Raw genomic sequence first — 20,703 nt, 5'->3', positions numbered from 1 at the left:
TCACGGTCGCTCATACGAACGCCTCCCGTCGGAGGACGAGCAACATGGCGATGCCGGCGGCGAAGACGACGGCCACCTCGCCGAGGGTGTCGAAGCCACGGTAGCCGACGAGGACGGCCGTGACGACGTTCGTCACGCCGGTGTCGTCGTAGGCGTTGGAGAGGTAGTGCTGGCTCACCTCGCCGGCGAGGACCGGGGCCGACGGATCGCCGACCGCGGGGAGCGCCGGCACCGTCGCGCCGACCGTGACGACGACGGCGACGACCGCCAGCCCGGAGCGGAGGCCGATCCCCTCGAACCGCTCGGAGCGGGTGACCGTCGTCCGGGCGATGGTGAGCAAGAAGAGGACCGTCGTGATCCCGGCGCCGACGGCCGCCTCCGTGAGCGCGACGTCGGGGGCCCGGAGGAACGCCCAGAGGACGGCGACGCCGAAGCTGTAGCCGGCGAAGGCGACGATGCTGCCGACCACGTCGCGGATGACGGCGGCCGCGAGCGCGCTCCCCAGCATGAACAGGAGGACGACCGCGACGGGGACGGAGAGGCTCACGACTCACCTCCCTCGTCGCCGATCCGGGCGTCCTCGCCGGTCGGTTCGATCCCCTCCTCCTTGGCGGCGCGGGCGATGGCGTGGGCGGCCGTCGGGCTCGTCACGAACAGGAAGAGCAACAGGAAGACGAGTTTCAGCGACTCGGTGCTCACACCGAGGACGATGGCGATACCGGCAAGCGACAGGACCGAGCCGAGGGTGTCGCTTTTCGACGCCGCGTGCAGGCGGGCGTAGAGGCCGGGCAGGCGGACGAGGCCGACGGTGGCGACGAAGCCGAAGAAGGTCCCGACGAGGACGAAAACCGCCGCCAGGATCTCGATCGGCGTCACAGGACACCACCCCACTCGACGGTGATCTTCGAGACGGCGATGCTCATGACGAAGTTGAGCAGGCCGTACACCAGAGCCACGTCGAGGTAGCCGTACTCGCCGAGGGCGACGCTCACCAGCGCGATGACGATGACGGTGTTCGTCCCGACGACGTTGATGGCGACGATGCGGTCCTGCGTGGTCGGGCCGCGGACGACCCGGTAGAGGAGGACCACCGCGAACAGCGTGAAGGCCGCGGCCGCGGCGAGGAGGATCGACGACAACGTCGCGGAGACGGTGACGTCGGGGCCGCCGGCGGCCGCGAGGAGGAACGGCGTCACGACTCACCCTCCCGGTCGTCGAGCCGTTCGCGCGGCGAGGCGATGCGTGCCGACTCGCGGCCGTAGAAGACGAAGCGGACGAGTCGTTCGAGTTTCCCGTCGAGGAGGTCCGTCTCCGCGTCGGGGATCAGCGCGTGGACGAGGAAGTGCTGGCGGCTCACGTCGACCGTCAGCGTCCCCGGTGTCAGCGTGATCGAGTTGGCGAGCGTGGTGACGGGCATGTCGCCCCAGACCGCGGCGTCGAACTCGACCATCCGCGGGTCGATGGGGAGACGCGGATGCAACACCACGTACGCGAGCGCGACGTTCGCCTTCGCGATCTCCCAGAGCAGGATCGGCGTGTACGCCGCCAGCCGGGCGAGCGTGGCGGCGACGAACCGCAGGTTCGGCACCTCGCCTTTGAGTGCCACGCTAGCGAGGGTGACCGCCACCACCCCGGCCGTGGCGACGCCCGTGATCAGTTCGTACGGGTCGGTGACGTGCCACCCGCCGAGCGCCAGGTAAAACAGGAAGGACGCGGAGAAGACCACGAAGAACTCGGGGAGGCCGATGGCGGTAAAGGGGAGGCTCCGCCGCGTCCGGCGGGTGACCGGCGCCTCCAGTACGTCGAAGCCCCGGTCCGCGAGTTCCGCCTCGAAGGAGCGCAGGATCGGAGCGCTCCCGCCGGGACGAAAGGACGGATCGACGACGACCCGCTGGACGTCGTTCGCCGCGGCGTAGCCCGCGATGACGTCGGCGAAGTCGCCGGGGCTGAAGACGTACTCGTTCGTCCCGACGATGGACGACTCGAAGACGACGGTCTCGGGGGCGTCCTCGGCGGTCAACCCGTCGAGGTCCTCCCGTGCCCAGGCGACGACCCGGTCCAGCAGCGTCCGCGCGGACTCGACGTCCGCCGGGTCGGCCTCGACGGTGCGCCAGCGCGCGGGGTAGACGAAGTGGAGCGTGAGCGGCGTCCCCACGGTGTCGACCGTCACCTCGCCCTCGTCCGCGTCTTCGGTGATCGACGCGTAAGCTCGTTCGACCGCGTACGTCACCGTCCGCCGCAACGTCTCCGAGTCACCGACCGGGACGAGTACGTCGCGTCCGCCTTCACCCGCCATCGGGCGGTCGACCTCCGGCGACCCGAGCGGTGGCTCTCCCGTGCATTCGTATCATCGTGTAGCGTTCGGTTCCGCTTTCATAACTATTGCTATACGGCCGGCGAGCGTCCCTACGCGGCCGTCGATCCGTCAGTCGAGGATCGTCGCGAGACGGTCGGCGACCCGCCGGCCCAGGCCGCCCTTCGAGCCCCGGAACCGATCCACGTCGTCCGCGTCGACCACCAGCGCCCGGGTGTCGTCACCCCCCATCACCGACGCGTCGTTGGCGACGACGAACGCCAGGTCGACACGGTCCCGGAGGCGTCGAGCCCGCTCGATCATCGCCTCGTCGTCGCCGCCGGTCTCCGCCTTGAACCCGACCATCGCGAGGCCGGGGTGGTCGGCACGCACGGCGTCGAGGAGCTTCGGCGTCGGTTCCAGTTCGAGGGTGATCGGCTCGCCCGAGCGGATCTTCTCGCCGGCGCGCTCGACCGTGAAATCGGAGATGGCGGCGGCCGAGACGAGGGCGTCGGCCGGGTCGTCGCCCGCGACCGCCGCCGATACGGCGTCGATCATCTCCGCCGCGCTCTCGACGGCGCGCACGTCGGCGTAGTGGACGGCCGGGCCGTCGTGGACGAGCGTCACGTCGGCACCGCGGACGTGACAGGCGCGGGCGACCGCCCGCCCGGTGCGCCCGGAGGCGCGGTTCGAGAGCGTCCGGATGGGGTCGACCGACTCCGTGGTCGCGCCGCTCGTGACGACGACGTGCCGGCCGGCGAGCGGATCGGGGGTCGTCGCCCGCGCGACGGCGGTGACGATGGCGTCCTCGCTCGCGATCTTGGCCTTCCCCTCCTCGATCCGCGGGTCGACGAAGTCGACGCCCCAGGACTCGACGCGGTCGATGGCGTCGAGGACCCCCGGATGGTCGTACATCGGTTCGTGCATCGCGGGCGCGACGACGACCGGCACGTCCGCGCCGAGGGCCGTCGTCGCACACGTCGTCACGGGCGTGTCGTCGACGGCCGCGGCCACCTTGCCGACGGTGTTCGCGGTGGCCGGGGCGATCAACAGGACGTCCGCCCACCCCTCGCGCCCACAGAGCTCGACGTGTTCGACCGCGCCCGTCAGTTCCGTCACCGGCCGGGCGTCGGTGGCGAACTGGAGTGCCCACGGGTGGACGATCCCACGGGCGGCGTCGGTCGTCACGGCTCTGACGCGCGCGCCGTGGCGACGGAGTTCGTGGGCGAGTTCCACCGTCTTCACCGCCGCGATGCTACCCGTCACCCCGAGCGCGACGTGCGTTCCCTCGAGCATTCGTCCGCACTTTCGTGGCGAGGGTCTTAAGGGTCGGCGCCGGGGGGCGCGTGGCGGCCCCCGACCCGAGCGACGCTCCCACCGCCGGCCGTCGCTCGCGAGATCCACCACCGTGGGAGGCCGGTTGGGACAGCCGGCAGTATTACCACGCCACGGTCCGTGGATCCCACGTGGACCGTATCCACGTCAGTACGGTCGTCTGCCTGTCGACCGAGGAGGTGTACGACTTCCTCGTCGACTTCCCGCGATACGCCAGGTATTCGGAGTATCTGACCGAGGTGGAGGCCGACGGCGACGGCTCGCCGGGCACCCGGTATCGGCTGCGGTTCTCGTGGTGGAAGCTCTCCTACACCGCCCACACCGAGGTGAGCGATGCCGAGCCGCCGACCCGGCTGGACTGGCGGGTGACCGAGGACCTCGACGCCAAGGGGCGGTGGCGGGTCGATCCCCTCGACGACGTCCCCGAGACGGTGCCGGACGCGACGGGACCGGCGTGTCGCGTCCACCTCGAAGTCGAGTTCGATCCCGGCTCCGTCGGCGGAGAGATGCTGGATCTGCCGCGGTTCGTCTCCCTCGACTGGGTCGTCGAGAAGGTGAAACCGGTGCTCGTCGCGGAGGCCGAACGCGTGGTCGAACGGATCGTCGCCGACGTGGAAGGGCGGCGGCGCGACGCCGAACTCGTCGTCCACGAGGCGCCGGGTGAGCGCTGAGACTGTTTATTGTGAGTCAGTACCGGTAGGTCGCCGGACTGTCCTGGCGACCCACCGGAACACAGTTACAACAATCCGTACGAGAAGCGAAATCATGAAGCCGCGGGCCCGTGGAGGGGACGGTATGTCACTCGGGAGCGTCGAAGCGTGCACATAATCGTCGTCGGCGCCGGACAGGTCGGATCGAGCATCGCAGCCGACCTCGCGAACGCACACGACATCGTCGTCGTGGACCGCGACGGCGACCGGACCGAGGATCTGGCGTACTCGCTCGACGTGTTGACCGTTCAGGGTGACGGCACCGCGCTGTCGACGCTGGAGGAGGCCGACATCGACGAGGCCGACATGGTCATCGCCAGCACCGACAACGACGAGACGAACATCGTCATCTGTTCGACGGCGCGCGCGGTGAGCGACTCCTTCACCGTCGCCCGCGTCAAGAACACGGAGTACCTGCGGACCTGGGAGCGCTCACAGGGAGCGTTCGGCGTCGACTTCATGGTCTGTACGAACCTGCTCGCGGCGGAGTCCATCGTCCGGGTGGTCGGCATCCCGGCCGCCCGCGACGTGGACTCCTTCGCCGACGGACACGTCCAGATGGCGGAGTTCGAGATCCCCGCTGGCAGTCCGGTAACCGACCAGTCGATCGCCGAGGCCGACCGCTTCGAGAGCCTCACCTTCGCCGCCGTCCTCCGGGACGACGAGGTGGAGATCGCGCGCGGGGACACGAACCTCGGCGAAGGTGACCGCGTGGTCGTGATCGGGAGTCCCGAGTCGGTTCGGGGGTTCGCGACCACCATCGCGCCGAACGAGCGCCCCGGGACCGCGGAGGAGGTCGTCATCGTCGGCGGGAGCGAGATCGGCTATCACGTCGCCCGACTGCTCGGCGAGCGGGGGTTCAAGCCGCGGCTGATCGAACGGGACACCGAACGCGCCCGGCAACTCGCGGAGGACCTCCCGAACACCGTGGTGATGGAGAGCGATGCCACGGACATCGACTTCCTGGAGCGCGAACACGTCGGCGACGCCGACTTCATGGTCGCGGCGCTCGACTCCGACGAGAAGAACCTGCTGGTGTCGCTGCTGGCGCGCCGCCTCGGCGTCGAGCGGACCGTCGCGGTCATCGACACCCCGGCGTACGTCGAACTGTTCGAGACCGTGGGCGTCGACGTGGGGATCAACCCCCGCGAGGTGGTGGCCGAGGAGATCACTCGATTCACCCGCGACGGCGGCGCGGAGAACGTCGCCATCATCGAGAGCGACCGAGCCGAGGTGGTGGAAGTCGAGGTGGACGACGCGAGCGTCCTCGCCGGTCGGCCGATCCACGAGTCGGTCGCCGACCTCCCCGAGGGCGTCGTCATCGGCGCTATCACTCGTGATGGGAACCTCATCACCCCGCGCGGGGACACGGTGATCCAGCCGGTGGATCACGTCGTCGCCTTCCTCGACGCCTGCGTCGCGGACGAAGTGACCCCGGAGCTGTGACGGCCGGGGGCCACGATGGTCGGATAGCGCGGGCGGGTGGGGCGAGCCTCGACGCGAACTGAGCACCCGTCGGTTCCGGCCGCCGCCCCCCGATATCAGCATTGAGAACTCGGGGCGTAACGTTATACCGTCACGGGACGCGGGTTCTGGTGGGCTTCCCGATCACGGTTACGGCGTTGACGTTCGTCGACGCCGACACGGCGCGGCTCCGGGGGGAACGCGTCGTCGTCGGATCGGGACGCCCGTCGCGTGTGACACTCCCCAGTACTCCTACCACGATCGATAACTAGCCGGACTGCGGACCGGATGGTTCAGTTCTCGACGGCGCTCGCCGCCCGGACGATGTCGCGCTCGCCGAAGGCCGGGCCGATCAACTGGAAGCCGACGGGGAGGCCGTCGGCCCGTCCCGCGGGCACGGAGATGGCCGGGAGGTTCGCCAGGTTCACCGGCACCGTGTTGGCGTCCGCGAGGTACATTTGGAGCGGATCGTCGAGGCTCTCGCCGAGTTCGAAGGGGAGGACGGGCATCGTCGGCGACGCGAGCACGTCCGCCTCGGCCAGCGCCTCGTCGAAGTCCTGCTTGAGCCACGCGCGGGCGTCCTGTGCCTTCGCGTAGTACTTGTCGTGGTAGCCGGCCGACAGGGCGTACGTGCCGAGGAGGATGCGGCGTTTCACCTCGTCGCCGAAGCCCTCCTCGCGGACGCGGGCGAAGGTCTCGTTCCAGTTGCCCTCGGCGTCGGTCTCCGGACCGTAGCGCACGCCGTCGAACCGCGCGAGGTTCGAGGACGCCTCGGACATGGCGATCACGTAGTAGGCCTGGACCGCGTGCTCGACGGAGGGGAGGCTCACCTCGTGGGTCTCCGCGCCCTGTGCTTTCAGGTCGTCGAGCGTCGCCTCGAACCGCTCGACGACCCGCTCGTCGGCCCCCTCGATCAACTCGGTCGGGACGCCGACCGAGAGCCCCTCGACGTCGCCGTCGGCGGCGCTCGCGTAGTCGGCGTCGGCGCCCGCCGCGCGGGTCGTCGCGTCGCGGTCGTCGGGACCGGCGATCACCTCGAGGACCTCGGCGGCCTCCTCGACGGTCGGGGCCAGCGGGCCGATCTGTTCCAGGGAGTTGGCGTAGGCCACCAGCCCGTACCGGGAGACCAGCCCGTAGGTGGGCTTGATGCCGACGACGCCACAGAACGCCGCCGGACAGCGGACGGAGCCGCCGGTGTCGCTTCCGAGGGCGACGTCGGCCTCGCCGGCGGCGACGGCCGCGGCGCTGCCGCCCGAGGACCCCCCGGGGACCCGGGACTCGTCGACCGGGTTGCGCGTCGGCCCGAACGCCGACGTCTCGGTCGTCGTCCCCATCCCGAACTCGTCCATGTTGGTCTTGCCGACGAGCGTCGCGCCGGCGCCCTTGAGCCGTTCGACGACCGTCGCGTCGTAGGGGGGAACGTAGTCGGCGAGCATCTCGGAGCCGCAGGTGGTCCGCACGCCCGCCGTCGAGATGTTGTCCTTGATCGCTACGGTCCGGTCGGCGAGCGGTCCGTCGTCGTCGCCCTCGACCGTCGTCTCGGTGATGAAGGCGTCGACGCTCATGAGACGCTCGGCCCCTTGAAGTAGCCGTCCTCGGTCTCGGGGGCGTTCCCCAGGGCCTCCTCCTGTGAGAGCCCGTCACGCACCTCGTCGGCGCGCATGACGTTCACCAGGTCGGCCTCGGCGTCGACCTCCGGCACGTCGTCGAGGGTATCGAAGTAGGAGAGAACGTCGGAGAACTGCTCGGTGAACCGCTCCACCTCGTCCTCGTCCAGGTCGATCCGGGCCAGATCCGCGGTGTGGCGGACCTCGTCGGGATCGACGGGCGTCTCGCTCATGTGTGTGGCCACTTCCGGGCCGGCACTAAGGGTTTCGGTCCACCGGTCGAGCGGCGGCCCAGCGGCGACCGTCGGCCAGTAGCGTTTATGTGCCCCGAGCGAGCATCCGACGCCCATGGCCGACGGAACCTTCGACGGCTACGGCGGTCGTCACGTCCCCGACATGCTCGAAGAGCCCCTCGAACACCTCGCGAACGCCTACGACGAGGTGGCGGGTACGGAGTCGTTCCAGGCGGACCTCCGGGACCTCCTGGAGACGTTCGCCGGGCGGCCCACGCCGCTGTACTACGCCCGCAACCTCAGCGAGCGGTACGGCGCCGACATCTACCTCAAGCGGGAGGACCTGCTCCACGGCGGCGCCCACAAGATCAACAACACCCTCGGCCAGGCGTTGCTCGCGAAGCGGGCGGGCAAGGACCGCCTCATCGCCGAGACGGGGGCCGGCCAACACGGGACGGCGACGGCGATGGCCGGTGCCCTCCTCGATCTGGATACCGAGATCTACATGGGGAAAAAGGACGTCGAGCGCCAGAAGATGAACGTCTTCCGGATGCGGCTGATGGGGGCGACGGTCAACGAGGTGACCCGCGGCGGGGCGGGCCTCGCCGACGCCGTCGACGCCGCGCTGGAGGACATGGCCGCGAACGTCGAGGACACCCACTATCTCGTGGGGAGCGTCGTCGGTCCCGATCCGTTCCCGCGGATGGTCCGGGACTTCCAGTCGGTCATCGGCGAGGAGGCCCGCGAACAGATCCTCGACCGCACCGGCTCCCTGCCCGACGTGGCGGTCGCCTGCGTCGGCGGCGGATCCAACGCTATCGGCCTCTTCCATCCCCTCCGCGACGACGACGTCGCCTTCTACGGCGCGGAGGGCGGCGGCGAGGGCCAGGGCTCCGGCCGCCACGCCGCCCCTCTCGCCGAGGGCGAGGACGAGGTCATCCACGGGATGAAGACGCGCGTCATCGACGACGGCACCGAGGTCCACTCGGTCTCCGCCGGCCTCGACTACCCGGGCGTCGGCCCCGAACACGCCATGTTCCGGGCCGCCGGGCGCGCCGAGTACACCGCCGTCACCGACGACGAGGCGCTCGCGGCCTTCCGCGAACTCTCCGAAACGGAGGGGATCATCCCCGCCCTCGAATCGAGTCACGGCGTGGCGCTGGCCATCGAACTCGCCGAACGCGGCGAACACGACAGCATCCTCGTGAACCTCTCGGGGCGCGGCGACAAGGACATGGAGACGGCCGCCGAACACTTCGACCTCTAACCCGGCGACCGTCGCCGCTCCCCTCCCGGTCCGACACGTCCCGTAGCCGAGCCCCGGCGACGTGCTCGGCGGGTCCTACCGCGATCCCCATCGGTGAACGAAGAGAGGATTTATTTAGGCTTCCCAAAAAACCGCGCGCTAGCGTCGTTATCTCCGATCGCGCTGACGGACAATTTGTAAGGCGTTTCGTTTACTCCGATTACACCGGTGTTCGGAAATAGTCTCACGATACGAGTGCCGATATTCGTCTATTCCCCGTTTTTGCGCCTTCTAATGGGATCTATGGCCATTCGAGATGACTTTACACTATTTCACCCATTTAATTGTTATCCTGATTGCGTAAAGGCGAATGTTTATCATCGTCGGGAGCGAGACTCAATCCGTAATGGTTCAATCCATCACTCTCGACACTGCAAAGGAGTTGATCGACGCGGCGGAGCGGAAGGCCGAGGAGATCGACAACCCGATGGTCATCGCGGTGACGAACAGCGAGGGGAACCTCGTCGCACAGCGCCGGATGGACGGCGCGTGGCTCGCGTCGGTCTCCATCTCGCGAAACAAGGCCTACACCTCGGCGGCGCTCGACATGCCGACACACGAACTCGCGGAGCCGTCCGAGCCCGGCAACTCGCTGTACGGGCTCCAGTCGACCGACGAGGGGCGGATGGTCATCTTCGGCGGGGGCTATCCGCTCTTCGACGACGAGGGGAACGTCGTCGGCGCCTTCGGCGTCTCCGGCGGCGCCGTCGAACAGGACATGGAAGTCGCGGAGGCGGGCGTCGATCAGTGGGAGTCGATCCGCGGTGACGCACACGTGGAGGCGAGCGACTGATGTCGATGAACGCCGTCGTCTACAAGGGCCCCCACGAGGTCGCGGTCGAGGAAGTCGACGAGCCGGGGATCGAACACCCCAACGACGTCGTCATCGACATCACGACGACGTGTATCTGTGGCTCCGACCTCCACATGTACGAGGGGCGGACGGCCGCGGAACCGGGCATCGTCTTCGGTCACGAGAACATGGGCATCGTCACCGAGACCGGCGACGCGGTGTCGAGCCTCGAGGTGGGCGACCGCGTCGTCGCCCCGTTCAACGTGGCGTGTGGACACTGTGAGAACTGCGAAGAGGGCTTCACCGGGTTCTGTACGAACGTCAACCCCGGCTTCGCCGGCGGCGCGTACGGCTACGTCGCTATGGGTCCGTACAAGGGCGGACAGGCGGAGAAGCTTCGCATCCCCTACGCCGACTTCAACGCGCTGAAGCTCCCCGAGGGCGACGCCCACGAGGACTCCTTTGCGCTCCTCGCGGACATCTTCCCGACGGGGTGGCACGGCACCGAACTCGCCAACCTCGAAGCCGGCGACTCGGTCGCCATCTACGGCGCCGGTCCGGTCGGCCTGATGGCTGCGTACAGCGCGAAGCTCAAGGGAGCCGCCGACATCTACGTCGTCGACCGCGTGCCGAGCCGGCTCGAACTCGCCGAGGAACACTGCGACGCGACGGCGATCAACTTCGAGGAGGGCGACCCCGTCGAGCAGATCAAGGACCTGCACGGTGGTGGCGTCGACAAGGGCGTCGACGCCGTCGGCTACCAGGCCGTCGACCCCGACAAGGAGGGCGACGGCGCCTACGACCCGGCCCGTGAGAACCCCGCGGTCGTCATCAACAACCTGATCCGGACGGTAAAGCCGACCGGCGAACTCGGGATTCCGGGACTCTACGTGCCGGAGGACCCCGGTGCGCCGGACGAGATGGCGGCCCAGGGCCGACTCGGGATCGACTTCGGCCTCCTCTTCGAGAAGGGCCAGGCGCTCGGTACCGGCCAGTGTAACGTCAAGGAGTACAACCGCGAACTCCGCGACATGATCATTGCCGGTCGCGCCGACCCCAGCTGGGTCGTCTCCCACCGCGTCGGCCTGGAGGACGCCCCGGAGATGTACGAGGCCTTCGACAACCGGGAAGAGGGCGTGACGAAGGTGCTGCTGGAGCCGTAAGCACACGCGACACGCCTATTACCACGCTCCGACTCTTCGATCATATGTGCCAGTACTGTAGCTACCGACTCCACGACGGCTGGACGCAACTGCTCTCGTACGACGAGACCTACCGGACGGCGATGCAGGCCGAGTCCGAGTCGACCTACGGCTTCCACGAAGCGTGGGACGACCTCCGCGAGGACGTCGGCCTCGGCGCCTAGGACTCCCGCGGGAAGGGGTCGTCCGCGGCCACGACCCCGTCCGACTCGTTCGACAGGCACCCGTCGAGCGCCGCGGTCATCGCGTCGACGTCGAGGTCACGGCCGATGACGACGAGTCGCGTCGCGGGGTCGTCGTCGCCCCACTCGCCGATCGGTCCGGCCTGGACCGCCGGCCCGGCCTGGCTCACGCCGAGGACGGTCCCCGGACGACTCGCCACCCACGCGAACCCCTTCAGACGGACCACGTCGCCCACCCACTCGTCCAGCCAGCCGTCGAAACGTTCGGGGTCGAACGGCCGTTCGCGGCGGTAGACGAACGACTCGACGCCGTGAGCGGCGGCCGCGCCGTCGTCGTGGTCGTGGCCGTGGCCGTCACTCCCCTCGGCCGCGGCGAGCGCCCGCTTCCACCCCTGCCGGCGCCGGGCCGCCTCGAAGTCGAAGCGCCCGGTGTCGAGTACCGCCGCCGGGTCGATCTCCGAATACGTCGTCCGGTGGATCGTCGCCCGGGGTTGGAGTTCCCGGACCGACGCCTCGACGGCGTCGAGTTCGTCGTCCGGGACCGTGTCACACTTGTTCAACAGGAGGACGTCACAGAACTCGATCTGATCGACGAGGACCTCCGTCAGCGGTCGCTCGGGGGTAGGCGCGCCGTCCGGGAGCGAGGCCGCTGGGTCGAAGGCCTTCCAGAACCCGTAGGCGTCGATCACCGAGACGGTCGTATCGAGGCGGAACCGGTCGGGGAGGCTGCCGCCGTCGGTCCCCTCGGTCAGCGTCCGCGCGATGGGGATCGGTTCGCTGATCCCCGAGGCCTCGACGACGAGGTAGTCGAAGTCGCGTTCGTCGGCGAGACGGGTCACCGCAGTCACAAGGTCGTCCTGCAGTCGACAGCAGATACAGCCGTTCGAGAGGTCGACGATTCCGTCCTCGGCCGTGTCGTCCAGCAGTTCGGCGTCGACGTTCACCTCGCCCATGTCGTTGACGACGACGGCGATCCGTCGGTCGCCGGGGTCGTTCAGCAGGTTGTTGACCAGTGTCGTCTTCCCCGCGCCGAGCGGACCGCTGATGACCGTCATCGGGATCTCGTCGGGAGTGTGAGTCACGTCTCCGGGCACGTTCCGCGGACGGATCAATCCCGTGTCACGCGATCGGACGGGGACATCCGGACGTCGTCGTCCCGTTCTCCCATTCCGCCAGATTTAAATATCTTCGGACGACTATCTTCTGTATAGAGCCGTTTTGCTCACCGATACCAACCAATGACCGATAGCGTACGCGGCTACACGACCGAGCGCGCACGCGCGCGCGAAAGCGAGGACGAGACGGAAAGTACCGACGGGGACAGCGAGCAGTTGCGCTGTCCGGAGTGTGGCGGGCAACTCGCCACCGACACCGAACACGGCGAGACCGTGTGTGCCGACTGTGGGCTCGTCGTCGAGGAGGACGAGATCGACCACGGCCCCGAGTGGCGCGCCTTCGACTCCAAGGAGAAAGACCAGAAGTCCCGCGTGGGTGCCCCGACGACCCAGATGATGCACGACAAGGGGCTGTCGACGAACATCGGCTGGCAGGACAAGGACGCCTACGGCAAGACCCTCTCGTCGCGCCAGCGCGAGAAGATGCAGCGCCTGCGAACCTGGAACGAGCGGTTCCGCACCCGTGACTCGAAGGAGCGCAACCTCAAACAGGCCCTCGGCGAGATCGATCGCATGGCCTCGGCGCTCGGCCTGCCCGAGAACGTCCGCGAGACCGCGAGCGTCATCTACCGCCGCGCGCTCGCCGACGACCTCCTACCCGGCCGATCGATCGAGGGCGTCGCCACCAGCGCGCTGTACGCCGCCGCGCGCCAGGCCGGCACCCCACGAAGCCTCGACGAGATCGCCACCGTCTCCCGCGTCGAGAAAGACGAGATCGCCCGCACGTACCGCTACGTCGTCCGCGAACTCGGTCTCGAGATCCAGCCCGCCGACCCCGAACAGTACGTCCCGCGCTTTGCCTCCGAACTCGATCTCTCGGACGAGTCGGAGCGCCGCGCCCGCGATCTGCTGAAGACCGCCAAGGAGCAGGGCGTCCACAGCGGCAAGAGTCCGGTCGGCCTCGCGGCCGCCGCCATCTACGCCGCCGCCCTCCTCACCAACGAGAAGGTGACCCAGAGCGAGGTCAGCGAGGTGGCCAACATCAGCGAGGTCACCATCCGCAACCGGTATCACGAACTGCTCGAAGCCGAAGAGCAGATCCAGGTCCCGTAGCTACCGGTACTCGATCGTCACCGGCGCCTCGGCGGGCAGCACGACGGTGTTTTCCTCGCCCGAGAGATCGATCTCTATTGTCCCGACGGTGGACTCGACGGGCACGGTTCGGTGCAGACGGTCGTCCTTGATGCAAACGTGACTCACGGTGGAGGGGCTCCCGGGGAACGGTACCACCCCACCTGTAAAAAAGGTATCCGGTCGGAAGGCCGATACGTCCCCCGTCCGTTCCCCGGCCATGGAACGGACGCGACATTTCACCGCCACGGTGTATCTCGTCGCCGACGGGGCGACGGCGCTGCACGACCACCCGGGACTCGGCCTCCGGCTTCCGCCCGGGGGGCACCTGGAACGCGGCGAACTCCCCCACGAGGCCGCGCTGCGGGAGGCCCGCGAGGAGACGGGGCTGGAGCCGACGCTCCTGACCGACCACGCGGACGTGTCGTCGTCGACGGCGCGAGCCGTTCCCCGGCCTCGACATCTGATGCTCGCCGACGTGAACGTCTGTGACGGCGAGGTGGGTCACCAGCACGTCGACCACGTCTACTACGCGACTGTCGACGGCCGACGGATCGACCCCGCACCGGGCGAACCGGGTCCCGAGGCGTGGACCTGGTACGATCCCGCCGCCCTGCGCGAGGCCGACGTGGACGCGGACGTGCGGGAGCTGGGCCTGGAGGCCATCGCGGTGGCGGCCGACTAGGTCCCGTCGACCAGCGACTCGACGTACCGGTCGACGTGGCGATCCATCCGGCGTTTGAACCCCGCCTGCCGGGCGAGCCGGTCGAGCTCCCGGGAGACCAGACTGCCGTACTGGACGGCCTTCTTGTCGGCGCCGACGACCGGCTCCGGGAGCCAGCCGGCGGCCGCCCGACGGAGCGCCACCTTCCGCTCGTCGGGCGTCGCGAGGAGGTGGCCCGGGAGGGGAAGGGCCGCCCCGACGACGCGGTCGGAGAGCAGCGGCGTCACGGGGGTCACGCCCGCGGCCCGGAGGACGAGCGTGTCGCGTTCCAGCTGGCCGGGCAACGACCGGATCACCTCCCGGGTCGCGCCGCGGACGGTCGTCGCGTCGACCCGGTCGTCGTCTGCCGGGTCGACCACCTTCGCGTACCCGCCGAACAGTTCGTCGGCCCCCTGGCCGAGCGCGAGACGGTCGAAGCCGTCGGCGGCGACGCGTTCCGCGACCAGATACAGCGGGAGCGCGATGCCGACCGTCATGGCGTCGGTCCGCCCCGTCGCGGCGACCACCTCGGGCACCGCGCGTTCGAGGGCGTCGTGGTCGAGTTCGACCACCCGAAGGTCCCGATCCATCGCCGCCGCCGCGTCCCGCGCCGCGGCCACGTCGTGGGCGTCGGGGAAGCCGGCGACGTAGCAGGGGGCGTCGGGGACGCCCGCCGCTACCAGCGCGGAGTCGACGCCGCCGGAGAAGGCGACGGCGAGGTCCGCCGCCCCGTCGACGGCGGTCACGGACTCCCGGACGGCGCGCTCGACGGCCGCGAGGGCCGCTGCATCGTCGGTCGAGACCGCCGGGTCGGGGAGCGACCAGACCCGCCGATCGACGGTTTCGCCGTTCCGGCGCTCCCTGACGTGGCCCGCGGGCACCGGCGTCGCGCCGGCGGCGTCGTCGGGGGAGAACCCCCAGTTTTCGGGCGTGCCGAAGAGCGGCTGGCGACCGAGGACGTCGCGGACGAGACGGCCGTCGAGCGCGCCGGCGAACCCGTGGGTTCCGGGGAGCGGATCGGCGCGTTCGACGGCGCGGCGGACGGTCGCGGGGTCGGCGCCGCGGAGCACGGTCACAGCAGGTCGCCGAGCGCCCGTATCATCCGTCGTTTCGCCCCGCCGGCGGCCTGTCTGAAGCTGATGTGCCAGGGCGTGCGGCGACCGACGACGCTCGTCCGGCCGGCGGCGATGGCGTCGAGGATGCCCGCGGCGGTACGGTCGTCGGTGCCGACTTCGGTGGTCGCCTGGCCGACCATCTCGGCGATGTGGGCGTCGCTTCCGGCGGTCATCGGGAGGCCGTGGGCCTCGGCGAAGCGTTCGGCCTTGCGGTTCGCCCGCCCGGTCAGGAGCCGGGAGTTGTACACCTCGATGGCGTCGGCGCTGGCGAGGGCCTCGGTGGAGACGTGGGGCGCGACGCCGTGACGCGAGGACTGGAAGGGGTGGGGGACCACGGCGATGCCGCCCTGGTCGTGGATGCGGTCGAGCGTCGCCTCGAAGGGGAGGCCCGCGGGGATCGCCTCCCGGATCCCGAACGCGAGGACGTGCCCGGCGGCGGAGGTGATCTCCATGCCGGGGATGCCGATCAGGCCGTAGTCGGCGGCCTTCTCGACGGCGTCGAGGCTCGCGTCGATCTCGTCGTGGTCGGTGACGGCCAAGGCGTCCAAGCCGATCGACTGCGCCTGCTCGAGCAGGTGGTTGACCGGGTCCCGGCCGTCGTGTGACAGCGACGAGTGCGTGTGCAACTCGACCGATAACACGGTCGTACTGTGCGGTGCCGGCGGTAAAAAGGCCGCCGGTCCGAACCGTCCGGGACGGCGGGAGTGGCGCACATGGAAAGACATTACCCCCACAGCGCGAAAGACGGAGGTGAATGAGCCTGTCCGATCCGGATCACGACCTCGTCGCCGCCGAACTCGGGCGGGACCCCACGCCCGCCGAGGCGGCGCTCTTCGAGAACCTCTGGAGCGAACACTGCGCTTACCGCTCCTCGCGGCCGCTCCTGTCGGCGTTCGACAGCGAGGCCGACCAGGTCGTCGTCGGCCCCGGCGACGACGCCGCGGTCGTCTCGCTGCCCGAGTACGGCGACGACGCCGAGGAGACCTACGTCGCGATGGGCGTCGAGAGCCACAACCACCCTTCCTACGTCGACCCGTACGACGGCGCGGCCACCGGCGTCGGCGGCATCGTCCGCGACATCCTCTCGATGGGCGCGTACCCCATCGCCCTGACCGACTCCCTCTACTTCGGCGGCTTCGACCGCGAACACTCCCGCTACCTCTTCGAGGGGGTCGTCGAGGGTATCGCCGACTACGGCAACGCCATCGGCGTGCCCACTGTCGGCGGGAGCGTCGAGTTCCACGAGGGCTACGAGGGCAACCCGCTGGTGAACGTCGCCTGCGTCGGTCTAGTGACCGAGGACCGCCTCGTCACCGCCGAGGCGAAGCGCCCGGGGAACAAACTCGTCCTCGTCGGCAACGCCACCGGCCGCGACGGCCTGGGCGGCGCCTCCTTCGCCAGCGAGGACCTGAGCGAGGACGCCGAGACGGAGGACCGCCCGGCGGTGCAGGTGGGCGACCCCTACACGGAGAAACTCCTGATCGAGGCCAACGAGGCGCTGATCGACGAGGACCTGATCCGATCGGCCCGGGACCTGGGCGCGGCCGGACTGGGCGGCGCCTCCAGCGAACTCGTCGCCAAGGGCGGCCTGGGGGCCAACATCGAACTCGACGCGGTCCACCAGCGCGAGCCGAACATGTCGGCTCTGGAGATCCTGCTCGCGGAGTCCCAGGAGCGGATGTGTTACGAGGTCCGCCCCGAGGACGTCGACCGGGTTGCCGAAATCGCCGATCGCTACGACCTGGGCTGTTCGGTCATCGGCGAGGTCCGCGAAGGCAACTACGTCTGTACGTTCGGGGGCGAGACGGTCGTCGACGTCCCCGCCGAGTTCCTCGCGGACGGCGCGCCGATGAACGACCTGGCGATGGCGGAGCCGGAGCAACCCCCGCGCGACCGCCCGGACGCGGAGCTCGACGCCGCCTTCGACGCCGTCGTCGCCAGCCCCAACACGGCGAGCAAGGCGTGGGTCTACCGCCAGTACGACCACGAGGTCGGAACGCGGACGGCCCGCCGGCCGGGCGACGACGCCGCCGTGATGGCGATCCGCGAAGCGGGCACGGGCCTGGCGCTCTCGGCGGGAGCGATCCCCGCGTGGACGGACACCGCCCCCTACGAGGGCGCCCGCGCCGTCGCGCTGGAGAACGCGACCAACCTCGCGGCCAAGGGCGCGCGACCCCACGCCGCGGTCGACTGCCTCAACGGCGGCAACCCGGAGAAACCCGACGTCTACGGCGGCTTCGGTGCCATCGTCGACGGCCTGGCCGACATGTGTCACGACCTCTCGGTCCCCGTGGTCGGCGGCAACGTCTCGCTGTACAACGACTCGGTGACGGGTCCCATCCCGCCGACCCCGACGGTGGCGATGATCGGCGTCCGGGACGGCCACGACGCCCCGCCGCTCGGGGTCACGGGCGAGGGGACCCTCCTCGAAGTGGGGGCACGCGGCGGTGCCCTCGGCGGCTCCGAGTTCCTGGCACGCATGGGCGGGAGCGACCGCTTCCCGGCCCTGCCCGCGGACGCGTCGGCGACGGTTGAGGCCGTCCGGACGGTGGCGAACCTCGACTCGACGCTCGCGACCCACGACGTGAGCCACGGCGGCCTCGCGGTGACGCTCGCGGAGATGGTGAGCGCCGAGGCGGGCATCAGTGCGACCGTCGAGGGCGTCGACGCGCTGTTCGACGAGACGCCCGGCCGGGTCGTCGTCGAGACGACCGACCCCGACGCCGTACGCGAGGCGGCGGGCGACGTCCCCGTGCGGGATCTGGGCGCGGCGACGACGAGCGGCGAACTCGTGGTTTCGGTCGGCGACGAGCGACTGACGCGCGACGCCGCGGGGATTCGCGACCTGCGGGCCGTGATCGACGACGAGTTGGCGTAGCGGCCGCTCGTCGGTTTTAGGTGGATCGGGGCGCGTGAACCGCCGTGAACGATCGTTCCCTCCGGCGGCGACTCGACGCCGCCCTCGTGCTGTTGGCCGCGGCCGTCGTCCTGTTGCTGGCGCTCGCGCTCCGGTTCGCGCCCGAGACGACGGTCGGGTTACTCGTGTTCGCAGCGTTGCTCGGCTACGCCTTCCGTGTCGGCCGATGAGTCACAGGAACAGCGGCAGGCCGAACGTGACCGCGAGGCCGACGAGGAGGACGACGAACCCGACGCCGGCCTGTCCGGTCGTGAACTCCTGCATGGGCGAGGTGACGCGTCCTTCGTCGGCCTCGTCCTCGCCGTGAGGGTGGTGCTCGTGGTCCGCGTGATCGTCGACGTGATCGGCCATGGGTGCCCCTCGGGCGTCGCGTTACAAAAATACACCTGATACGTTGGACGTAAGTCTCGAAACGGTTACAGCCGACGGGATGAACGCCGTCGACTACCGAACGGCCTTTGACCGGGCCCGTCGTAGCCCGGGATACGGATGGCCGTAACCAAGCGCATCATTCCCTGTATCGACGTGGACCTCGACGAGGACGGCAACCCGGCGGTGTACACCGGCGTCAACTTCGAGGACCTGAAGCATACGGGCGACCCGGTCGAGATGGCCCGTCGGTACAACGAGGCGGGGGCCGACGAGTTCGTCTTTCTCGACATCACGGCGAGCGCGGAGGGCCGCGAGACCATGCTCCACGTCGTCGAGCAGGTGGCCGACGAGGTGTTCATCCCGCTGACCGTCGGCGGGGGGATCCGGACCCGGGAGGACATCAAGGAGACGCTCCGGGCCGGCGCGGACAAGGTGTCGATCAACACCGCGGCCATCGAGAACCCGGAGCTGGTCGACGCCGGGGCGACCGCCTTCGGTAGTCAGTGTATCGTCATCAGCGTCGACGCCCGCCGCCGCTACGACGAGCAGGGGGAACATTACGAGCGGATCGACGGCGAGTCCTGCTGGTTCGAGTGTACGATCAAGGGCGGCCGCGAGGGGACCGGCGTCGACGTGGTCGAGTGGGCCCGGGAGGTCGAATCCCGGGGCGCGGGCGAGCTGTTCGTCAACTCCATCGACGCCGACGGCACCAAGGAAGGCTACGACATCCCGCTGACGCGGGCGGTCTGTGACAACGTCTCGACGCCGGTCATCGCCTCGTCGGGGTGTGGCGGTCCCGAGGACACCCGCGAGGTGTTCGCCGAGGCGGGCGCCGACGCCGCACTCGCGGCCTCCATCTTCCACTTCGACGAGTACACGATCCGCGAGGTCAAGGAGTATCTCGACGACCGCGGGATCCCCGTTCGGCTCTAGGCCGCCGCGTCGAAGGCCGCGACGAAGTCGTCCGCGAGGTCCTGGACCCGCCGCGAGGCGTCGCCCACGGCGTCGAGGGGATCGGTCCCGTCCTCGGTCTTGATCGAGAGGATCGGCTCGGTCTGTCCGCCGGACTGTTCGGGGTTCATGTCGTAGGTCGCGGCCGTGACGCCCGGGGTCTCCAGCAACGCCCCCTTGAGGACGTTCATGAACGTGTGATCCTCCCCGGCGATCTCCATGCGTAGTTCCTCGTCGGTCTTCTCGATGACCCGCAGTTCCATACCCAACGCTACCGGCGGTTGGCGTTTCAAGGTTTCGTAACCGTGTCGGCCCGCCGAACGGTCGGGTGCCCAACGAACGGGCGACGCCGGGATGGCGTCCCCCGAACGGAGAACGTACGGGACCACGCGAGGTGGTCTCCCGACTGACCAAGCCACTGCGAGGAGCACCAGACTCGCAATGTGCTCTGCGATACGTGACGCGTCGGGCCGAAGGCCGTTCGCGTCATCTACTAGGTTTACGTTTGTGCTAAAAAGTCTGTCGATCGGACCAATACCTTCCACAAACTGTGAGTTGAGTACTCGTATATCATATTTGAAACGGGTTCCCGTGGACGTTCGGCCCGAACGATGACGCTCATCGGACGAGATACGGATCGTTGCCCGCGACGAAGCGCCCGAGGTCGGTCTCGCGCCGGTAGTCGGTCGACCGGAGGCGGTCGATGGCGTCGACGAGGCGGCCGGCGTCGTCGGACTCCCAGTCCGACGGCTCCCGGATCGGCAGCACGAGCCACCCGCTCCCGCGCAGTTCCGTCGCGTGGAGCGTCGCGACGTCGAGGGCGTCGACGTCGTGGGCAGTACAGGTCTCGACGACGTGTTCGGTTGCACGCTCGCCGACGGGAAAGAGCACGTGTGCCGCCATGGCTCGGAGTTCGGCGTCGAAGAAGGGTTCCATCGCCGCGTAGTCGTCGTCGGTCGGCTCCCCCTCCGGGACGCAGGTGTGGAGATAGGAGAGGAACGTGTTCTCGACGGTCGGTTCGTCGCCGGTGGATCGGAGGAGGCCCGCGTCGTGGAGCGCCCGCTGGAGGCGTCGACCGGCGGGCGTTCCCGTGAAGGGGACGCCCGTCTCCGCACCCCCGTGGACGCCGGGGTGGTCGCCGACGACGTGGAAGTGGGCGTTCGCGTCCCCGTATCCCGGGACGTACCGCTCGCAGGGCGGGTCCATGCCGAACGGGTTGCTGACGCGGTCGGTGACGTTTCGCACGGGTACCGCCTACGCGGCCAGGAACCTAA

At 69.4% G+C, this 20,703-nt stretch carries 24 protein-coding genes; 11 read left to right on the top strand and 13 right to left on the bottom strand.

All coding sequences use genetic code 11. The features are described 5' to 3' along the window. Positions 1 to 10: 10 nt before the first annotated feature. The 5 genes from EI982_RS04305 to coaBC form a co-directional block, all read right to left on the bottom strand. Positions 11 to 547: a DUF4040 domain-containing protein gene (locus tag EI982_RS04305; protein ID WP_157688307.1), complete on the bottom strand. Its 537-nt coding sequence runs from the start codon at positions 545 to 547 to the stop codon at positions 11 to 13. After that, complete coding sequence (gene mnhG / locus EI982_RS04300; protein WP_157688306.1) at positions 544 to 876, bottom strand: monovalent cation/H(+) antiporter subunit G; 333 nt, start codon at positions 874 to 876, stop codon at positions 544 to 546. Before mnhG ends, EI982_RS04305 begins: the two co-directional genes overlap by 4 nt. After that, a complete protein-coding gene (locus EI982_RS04295) occupies positions 873 to 1,139 on the bottom strand; it encodes a monovalent cation/H+ antiporter complex subunit F (protein ID WP_233255340.1) in 267 nt (88 codons plus the stop codon). Before EI982_RS04295 ends, mnhG begins: the two co-directional genes overlap by 4 nt. Positions 1,140 to 1,192: 53 nt before the next feature. Further along, positions 1,193 to 2,296 carry a monovalent cation/H+ antiporter subunit E gene (locus EI982_RS04290; RefSeq protein WP_157688304.1) on the bottom strand — a complete coding sequence of 368 codons (1,104 nt, stop codon included), beginning with the start codon at positions 2,294 to 2,296 and terminating at the stop codon, positions 1,193 to 1,195. 129 nt (positions 2,297 to 2,425) lie between these two features. Then, positions 2,426 to 3,589, bottom strand: coding sequence for a bifunctional phosphopantothenoylcysteine decarboxylase/phosphopantothenate--cysteine ligase CoaBC (coaBC, locus tag EI982_RS04285; protein ID WP_157688303.1), 1,164 nt, complete (start codon positions 3,587 to 3,589; stop codon positions 2,426 to 2,428). Between the two features lie 170 nt (positions 3,590 to 3,759). Here coaBC and EI982_RS04280 point away from each other — a divergent pair, with 170 nt between their 5' ends. Both EI982_RS04280 and trkA read left to right on the top strand, forming a co-directional pair. Beyond that, positions 3,760 to 4,299 (top strand): type II toxin-antitoxin system RatA family toxin, encoded by a 540-nt coding sequence (locus EI982_RS04280; protein WP_157688302.1) that lies wholly within the window; start codon positions 3,760 to 3,762, stop codon positions 4,297 to 4,299. Positions 4,300 to 4,446: 147 nt separating this feature from the next. Next, positions 4,447 to 5,784, top strand: a complete 1,338-nt coding sequence (trkA, locus tag EI982_RS04275; protein ID WP_157688301.1) for a Trk system potassium transporter TrkA — start codon at positions 4,447 to 4,449, stop codon at positions 5,782 to 5,784. 311 nt (positions 5,785 to 6,095) lie between these two features. Here trkA and gatA read toward each other — a convergent pair whose 3' ends face one another. Next, positions 6,096 to 7,367, bottom strand: a complete 1,272-nt coding sequence (gene gatA, locus EI982_RS04270; protein ID WP_157688300.1) for an Asp-tRNA(Asn)/Glu-tRNA(Gln) amidotransferase subunit GatA — start codon at positions 7,365 to 7,367, stop codon at positions 6,096 to 6,098. After that, the gene (gene gatC / locus EI982_RS04265) at positions 7,364 to 7,642 is read right to left on the bottom strand and encodes an Asp-tRNA(Asn)/Glu-tRNA(Gln) amidotransferase subunit GatC (RefSeq protein ID WP_157688299.1); all 279 of its coding nucleotides are present in this window, start codon (positions 7,640 to 7,642) and stop codon (positions 7,364 to 7,366) included. Before gatC ends, gatA begins: the two co-directional genes overlap by 4 nt. Positions 7,643 to 7,757: 115 nt before the next feature. Here gatC and trpB point away from each other — a divergent pair, with 115 nt between their 5' ends. The 4 genes from trpB (at position 7,758) to EI982_RS18275 (ending at position 11,107) form a co-directional block, all read left to right on the top strand. After that, positions 7,758 to 8,909 carry a tryptophan synthase subunit beta gene (trpB, locus tag EI982_RS04260; protein ID WP_157688298.1) on the top strand — a complete coding sequence of 384 codons (1,152 nt, stop codon included), beginning with the start codon at positions 7,758 to 7,760 and terminating at the stop codon, positions 8,907 to 8,909. Positions 8,910 to 9,294: 385 nt separating this feature from the next. Next, complete coding sequence (locus tag EI982_RS04255; RefSeq protein WP_157688297.1) at positions 9,295 to 9,741, top strand: GlcG/HbpS family heme-binding protein; 447 nt, start codon at positions 9,295 to 9,297, stop codon at positions 9,739 to 9,741. A 5-nt stretch (positions 9,742 to 9,746) separates the two neighbouring features. Next, the gene (locus EI982_RS04250; protein ID WP_157691059.1) at positions 9,747 to 10,904 is read left to right on the top strand and encodes a glutathione-independent formaldehyde dehydrogenase; all 1,158 of its coding nucleotides are present in this window, start codon (positions 9,747 to 9,749) and stop codon (positions 10,902 to 10,904) included. Between the two features lie 44 nt (positions 10,905 to 10,948). Beyond that, on the top strand, positions 10,949 to 11,107 hold the full coding sequence (locus tag EI982_RS18275; protein WP_199243728.1) for a hypothetical protein: 159 nt from the start codon (positions 10,949 to 10,951) through the stop codon (positions 11,105 to 11,107). Here the strand turns inward: EI982_RS18275 and EI982_RS04245 are convergent. After that, the gene (locus EI982_RS04245; protein ID WP_157691058.1) at positions 11,104 to 12,180 is read right to left on the bottom strand and encodes a CobW family GTP-binding protein; all 1,077 of its coding nucleotides are present in this window, start codon (positions 12,178 to 12,180) and stop codon (positions 11,104 to 11,106) included. The two genes, EI982_RS18275 and EI982_RS04245, sit on opposite strands and share 4 nt — an antisense overlap. 183 nt (positions 12,181 to 12,363) lie before the next feature. Between EI982_RS04245 and EI982_RS04240 the strand changes: the two genes are divergently transcribed. After that, on the top strand, positions 12,364 to 13,353 hold the full coding sequence (locus tag EI982_RS04240) for a transcription initiation factor IIB (RefSeq protein WP_157688296.1): 990 nt from the start codon (positions 12,364 to 12,366) through the stop codon (positions 13,351 to 13,353). Between the two features lie 238 nt (positions 13,354 to 13,591). Continuing rightward, complete coding sequence (locus EI982_RS04235) at positions 13,592 to 14,056, top strand: NUDIX hydrolase (protein ID WP_157688295.1); 465 nt, start codon at positions 13,592 to 13,594, stop codon at positions 14,054 to 14,056. Here EI982_RS04235 and EI982_RS04230 read toward each other — a convergent pair. Next, positions 14,053 to 15,144 (bottom strand): asparagine synthase C-terminal domain-containing protein, encoded by a 1,092-nt coding sequence (locus EI982_RS04230; RefSeq protein ID WP_157691057.1) that lies wholly within the window; start codon positions 15,142 to 15,144, stop codon positions 14,053 to 14,055. The two genes, EI982_RS04235 and EI982_RS04230, sit on opposite strands and share 4 nt — an antisense overlap. 2 nt (positions 15,145 to 15,146) lie before the next feature. After that, positions 15,147 to 15,830, bottom strand: coding sequence for a PHP domain-containing protein (locus tag EI982_RS04225; protein WP_157688294.1), 684 nt, complete (start codon positions 15,828 to 15,830; stop codon positions 15,147 to 15,149). 113 nt (positions 15,831 to 15,943) lie between these two features. Here EI982_RS04225 and purL point away from each other — a divergent pair, with 113 nt between their 5' ends. Together purL and EI982_RS18265 are read left to right on the top strand one after the other, a co-directional pair. Then, complete coding sequence (purL, locus tag EI982_RS04220) at positions 15,944 to 18,067, top strand: phosphoribosylformylglycinamidine synthase subunit PurL (RefSeq protein ID WP_157688293.1); 2,124 nt, start codon at positions 15,944 to 15,946, stop codon at positions 18,065 to 18,067. A gap of 44 nt (positions 18,068 to 18,111) precedes the next feature. Then, a complete protein-coding gene (locus tag EI982_RS18265) occupies positions 18,112 to 18,276 on the top strand; it encodes a hypothetical protein (protein WP_199243726.1) in 165 nt (54 codons plus the stop codon). Between the two features lies 1 nt (position 18,277). Here the strand turns inward: EI982_RS18265 and EI982_RS04215 are convergent, their stop codons facing one another. After that, a complete protein-coding gene (locus EI982_RS04215; protein ID WP_157688292.1) occupies positions 18,278 to 18,457 on the bottom strand; it encodes a DUF7550 family protein in 180 nt (59 codons plus the stop codon). 138 nt (positions 18,458 to 18,595) lie between these two features. Between EI982_RS04215 and hisF the strand changes: the two genes are divergently transcribed. Then, positions 18,596 to 19,411, top strand: coding sequence for an imidazole glycerol phosphate synthase subunit HisF (hisF, locus tag EI982_RS04210; protein WP_157688291.1), 816 nt, complete (start codon positions 18,596 to 18,598; stop codon positions 19,409 to 19,411). On the opposite strand, the gene EI982_RS04205 is transcribed toward hisF, so the two are convergent. Then, the gene (locus tag EI982_RS04205; RefSeq protein WP_157688290.1) at positions 19,408 to 19,692 is read right to left on the bottom strand and encodes a DNA-directed RNA polymerase subunit L; all 285 of its coding nucleotides are present in this window, start codon (positions 19,690 to 19,692) and stop codon (positions 19,408 to 19,410) included. The genes hisF and EI982_RS04205 overlap by 4 nt on opposite strands. Before the next feature lie 355 nt (positions 19,693 to 20,047). Beyond that, a complete protein-coding gene (locus EI982_RS04200; protein WP_157688289.1) occupies positions 20,048 to 20,674 on the bottom strand; it encodes a uracil-DNA glycosylase family protein in 627 nt (208 codons plus the stop codon). Positions 20,675 to 20,703 lie beyond the last annotated feature (29 nt).

The sequence above is a fragment of the Haloplanus salinarum genome (assembly GCF_009762275.1).
GTDB lineage: Archaea > Halobacteriota > Halobacteria > Halobacteriales > Haloferacaceae > Haloplanus > Haloplanus salinarum.
This window is presented reverse-complemented; position numbering and strand designations above follow the sequence as displayed.